The following is a 3,658-nucleotide window of genomic DNA, read 5'->3' as shown; positions in this document are numbered from 1 at the left end:
CCACCGCGCGCGCGGCGGGGATCGCCGTCGTCACCGTGCCCGACGGCGACCCCCGCGCCACGAGTGCGACCGTCCAGGCCGTCGCCGCGGCGGCCCCGCAGACGGTGGTCGCCGTCGGCGGCGCGTTCGGCAGCGCGGAGGACCTCGCCTGGAAGGTGCGGACCGCCGCGACCGGCGTGGAGCTCCCCGGCGGCGGGCAGGTGCTGTTCCCCGGCCGGCGCATGGTCGCCCTCTACGGCACGCCCGGCACCGCCGCGCTGGGCATGCTCGGCGAGCAGGACCTGCCCGGCAGCATCGCGCGCGCGCAGCAGCTCGCGGCCCAGTACCAGGCGCTCACCCCGGACGTCGTCGTCCCGGCGTTCGAGATCATCGTGACGATCGCGGCCGCGGAGGCCACGCCGGACGGCAACTACTCCCGCGAGCTGCCCGTCGAGTCGTTCGTGCCGTGGGTCGAGGCGGCGCGCGACGCGGGCGTCTACGTCGTGCTGGACCTGCAGCCGGGCCGCACGGACTTCGTCACCCAGGCCCAGATGTACGAGCCGCTGCTGCGCTACCCGAACGTCGGCCTGGCGCTGGACCCGGAGTGGCGCCTCGCCCCGGACCAGGTGCACCTGCGCCAGATCGGCTCGGTGGGGATCGACGAGGTCAACGCCGTCTCCGCGTGGCTCGCCCAGCTCACGCGGGACAACGCGCTGCCGCAGAAGCTGCTGATCCTGCACCAGTTCAAGCTGTCGATGATCGCCGACCGCGAGCGGCTCGACATGTCCCACGAGGAGCTCGCGCTCATGGTCCACGTGGACGGCCAGGGCTCGCAGCCGGCCAAGCAGGGCACGTGGAACGCGCTGCGCGCGACGGCGCCGCAGGGGCTGTGGTGGGGCTGGAAGAACTTCGTGGACGAGGACGTGCCGATGCTGACGCCGGAGCAGACGTACGGCGGCGTGCAGCCCGTCCCGGACTTCGTCAGCTACCAGTAGTCACCGGCCCGGCAGACCCCACGCCGCGGCGCAGACCCCCAGGCACACGACCGGGGCGCCGTCGTCGATGACGGCGCCCCTGGTCGTGATGCGGCAGTGCGGCCGTGCGCTCAGGCGGTCCTGACCTGGTTCGGCAGGAAGCCGACCAGGGCCCGCTCGCCCGCGATGGCGGCCCAGCGGGCGAGGACCTGCGGCGGCACGGAGGACGTGACGTCCTCGCGCGCGCTGGACGACCCGGCGTTGACGACGGCGAAATCACCCATGATGACCTTCTTCCAGTCGGCAGCCCGGCTGACCTTGGTGGTCCCGTGGCTTTGCGTCCCCGCCTCTCGACGGGTTTGCCCTTGTCGCTGACAACGGAAGAGTGCTGCCGGTACTTGAGTCCTGTCAGCGTGTAAAAGATCAACCTCACCCTTTCGGACCAGCGCTTTCACCCGCAGCCGGGCGCGCCGCGGCCCTGCGTCGCGGCTCATCTCGTGCCGCGGCCGGTCGATGGGAGACGTGCGAGGGACCGCCGCGACCCGCCGGCGCCGTCCCCGTGCACCGACCGTCAGCAGAGCAGCCGTCCGTCAGCAGAGCAGCCGCCCACCACCGCGTCACCGAGTCACCGAGTCACCGAGTCACCGAGCCTGCGAAGGAGCACGTTGGACCCCGTCGCCGCCGTGACCGACCGCATCGCCGAGATCCGGTCGCAGATCGCCACCGTGAGCCGGCTCGCCGCCGGGCGCCCCCCGGGTGGCGTCCTCGGCACGCCGTCGGGCGCGTACGGGTCCGGCGCGGCCGGTGCCTCGTGGTCGCCGTCGGCGGGCGGGTTCGACGCCGCCCTGGAGACCGCGATCGCCGCCTCCCCGGGCGCACCCGGCGGCGGTGCACCGGCCGCCTTCCTGGGCCAGGGCGTCCCCGGCCAGGGCCCGGCGATGCTGGGGCGCGCGGCACCCGCGTGGTGGGAGAACCCGACGGCGCTGGCCGCCCTGTCCGGCGTGTCCTCGTCCGCCGCGGCGTCCGCCGGTGCGGCACCTGCCCCCGCGAGCGCTCCGGTTCCCGCCGTCGGGAGCGGGCGTGCCCTCGTCGACGCCAAGGGCGTCCCCGCCGAGCTCCGCGTCCACGGCAACGGCAAGGTCCCCGCAGCGGCCCTGAGCACCGTCGCCGGCGCGGACGGGCACCGCCTCTGGGCGCCCGCGGCACGGTCCCTCGAGGCGCTGCGCGCGGCGGCGGCCCGCGACGGCGTGAGCATCGGCGTGACGGACTCCTACCGCCCGTACGACGTGCAGGTGGACCTCGTCCGCCGCAAGGGCCTCTACTCCCAGGGCGGCCTGGCCGCCGTCCCCGGGACGAGCAACCACGGCTGGGGCATCGCGGTCGACCTGGACCTCGACGCGCGCGCGCAGGCCTGGATGCGGACGCACGGCGAGCGGTACGGGTTCGTCGAGGACGTGCCGCGCGAGCCGTGGCACTGGACGTACCGCCCGACGCACTGACGCGCGGGCCCGCCGGGTGCCTCAGATCACCAGGACCGAGGCCCGTCCCGTGCCGTAGCCGCTGACGGTCAGCTCCATGTCGAGGCGCTGCACGTACGCGAGCACCCACTTCGCGATGTCGCCGGGCAGCGTCTCGCGCGGCGCGTACGTCTCGTACAGACGCAGGTGCGGGCACCCGTCGTGGTTGAACAGCGACGCCCCCACGTTGAGGATCTCCGCGGTGTTCTCGAAGAGGGCGGGCGTGATGACCGCGTCCTCGACGCACGTCGCCGCGGTCGCCGCCGGCACGAGGGCGATGGCCGCACCGGCCCAGGCCGCGAGCGGCAGGTCGAACACGACGAGCGCGCGCAGCTTCAGGTTGTCGTCGACGTAGGCGCCCACGACGGCCCCCGGGTGCTGGTGCGGGTCGACCGCCCCGGTCCCGACGACGGCCTCGACGTCCCGCCCCAGCAGCCCCTCGAGCAGCTCCCTGACCTCCAGCGCCGCGGGCAGCGGGGTCGGTCGCGTCACGGCGCTCATGCGAGGAAGGGGTCGATGGTGTCGCGGAAGACCTCCGCGGTGAACGGCTTGGCGATGAGGAACAGCGCCCCCTCCGCGTCGGCGAGCTCGCGCATCTCCGTCGAGCCCTCGGACGTGACGAACCCGAAGGGCGTCTCGTCGCCGTTGGCGCGCATCGCGCGCAGCAGCTCGATGCCGAGCATCTCGGGCATGTTCCAGTCGGACAGCACGAGGTCCGGCTCGACCGTGGGGAGCAGCTCGAGGGCGTTCGCGCCGTCCGTCGCCTCGACGTACTCCCAGTCGTAGCCGGCCTGGCGGAGGGTGCGGATGACGATCTGCCGCATGACGCGGCTGTCGTCGGCCACGAGGACCTTCATGGGGACCACCTGTGCCTTTCAGGAGCGGGGAGGTGGAGGGCAGGGGTTGGGGGTGCGTGGCGGCCGGGCGTCACCCGGGCAGCTGCCACAGGGAGATGACGATGGCGCGGCCGCGCCAGGACAGGGCGAGCTCGTGCAGCAGCGAGCACCCGTCCGACGACGGTCGCTCGTGCGTCACCTCGGGCAGCGTGAGGCGACCGGACTCCGGGACGAGGGACTTGACGTTCCCGCCGACGACGTTGGCGACCTCGCCGAGCGCGTCCCGGAAGTCCTCGTCGCCGACGGGGTCGTCCGGGCCCATGGCGAGCAGCGCCTGCGTGATGAGGGTGGC

At 74.0% G+C, this 3,658-nt stretch carries 5 protein-coding genes, 1 pseudogene and 1 riboswitch; of the genes and pseudogenes, 2 read left to right on the top strand and 4 right to left on the bottom strand.

All coding sequences use genetic code 11. The features are described from left to right. Positions 1–974 (top strand): annotated as a pseudogene (locus N866_RS21510) (hypothetical protein); the annotation flags it as partial. Between the two features lie 110 nt (positions 975–1,084). On the opposite strand, the gene N866_RS21055 reads toward N866_RS21510, so the two are convergent. After that, the gene (locus N866_RS21055) at positions 1,085–1,237 is read right to left on the bottom strand and encodes a hypothetical protein (protein WP_155855422.1); all 153 of its coding nucleotides are present in this window, start codon (positions 1,235–1,237) and stop codon (positions 1,085–1,087) included. Between the two features lie 15 nt (positions 1,238–1,252). Then, positions 1,253–1,327: riboswitch (cyclic di-GMP riboswitch) on the bottom strand. Between the two features lie 291 nt (positions 1,328–1,618). Here N866_RS21055 and N866_RS20080 point away from each other — a divergent pair. Continuing rightward, positions 1,619–2,452, top strand: a complete 834-nt coding sequence (locus N866_RS20080) for a M15 family metallopeptidase (protein WP_034228110.1) — start codon at positions 1,619–1,621, stop codon at positions 2,450–2,452. Between the two features lie 21 nt (positions 2,453–2,473). Here N866_RS20080 and N866_RS15785 read toward each other — a convergent pair whose 3' ends face one another. The 3 genes from N866_RS15785 to N866_RS15775 form a co-directional block, all read right to left on the bottom strand. Further along, the gene (locus N866_RS15785; RefSeq protein WP_034228108.1) at positions 2,474–2,971 is read right to left on the bottom strand and encodes a hypothetical protein; all 498 of its coding nucleotides are present in this window, start codon (positions 2,969–2,971) and stop codon (positions 2,474–2,476) included. Beyond that, positions 2,968–3,327: a response regulator gene (locus N866_RS15780; RefSeq protein ID WP_034228106.1), complete on the bottom strand. Its 360-nt coding sequence runs from the start codon at positions 3,325–3,327 to the stop codon at positions 2,968–2,970. The genes N866_RS15785 and N866_RS15780 overlap by 4 nt, the downstream gene beginning before the upstream one ends. Before the next feature lie 70 nt (positions 3,328–3,397). Next, a partial coding sequence (locus tag N866_RS15775) for a chemotaxis protein CheX (RefSeq protein WP_034228104.1) occupies positions 3,398–3,658 on the bottom strand: 261 nt, incomplete at its 5' end.

The organism is Actinotalea ferrariae CF5-4 (genome assembly GCF_000603945.1).
Classification (GTDB): domain Bacteria; phylum Actinomycetota; class Actinomycetes; order Actinomycetales; family Cellulomonadaceae; genus Actinotalea; species Actinotalea ferrariae.
Note: the sequence above shows the minus strand (reverse complement) of the source record. Positions and strands in the feature narration are given on the sequence as shown.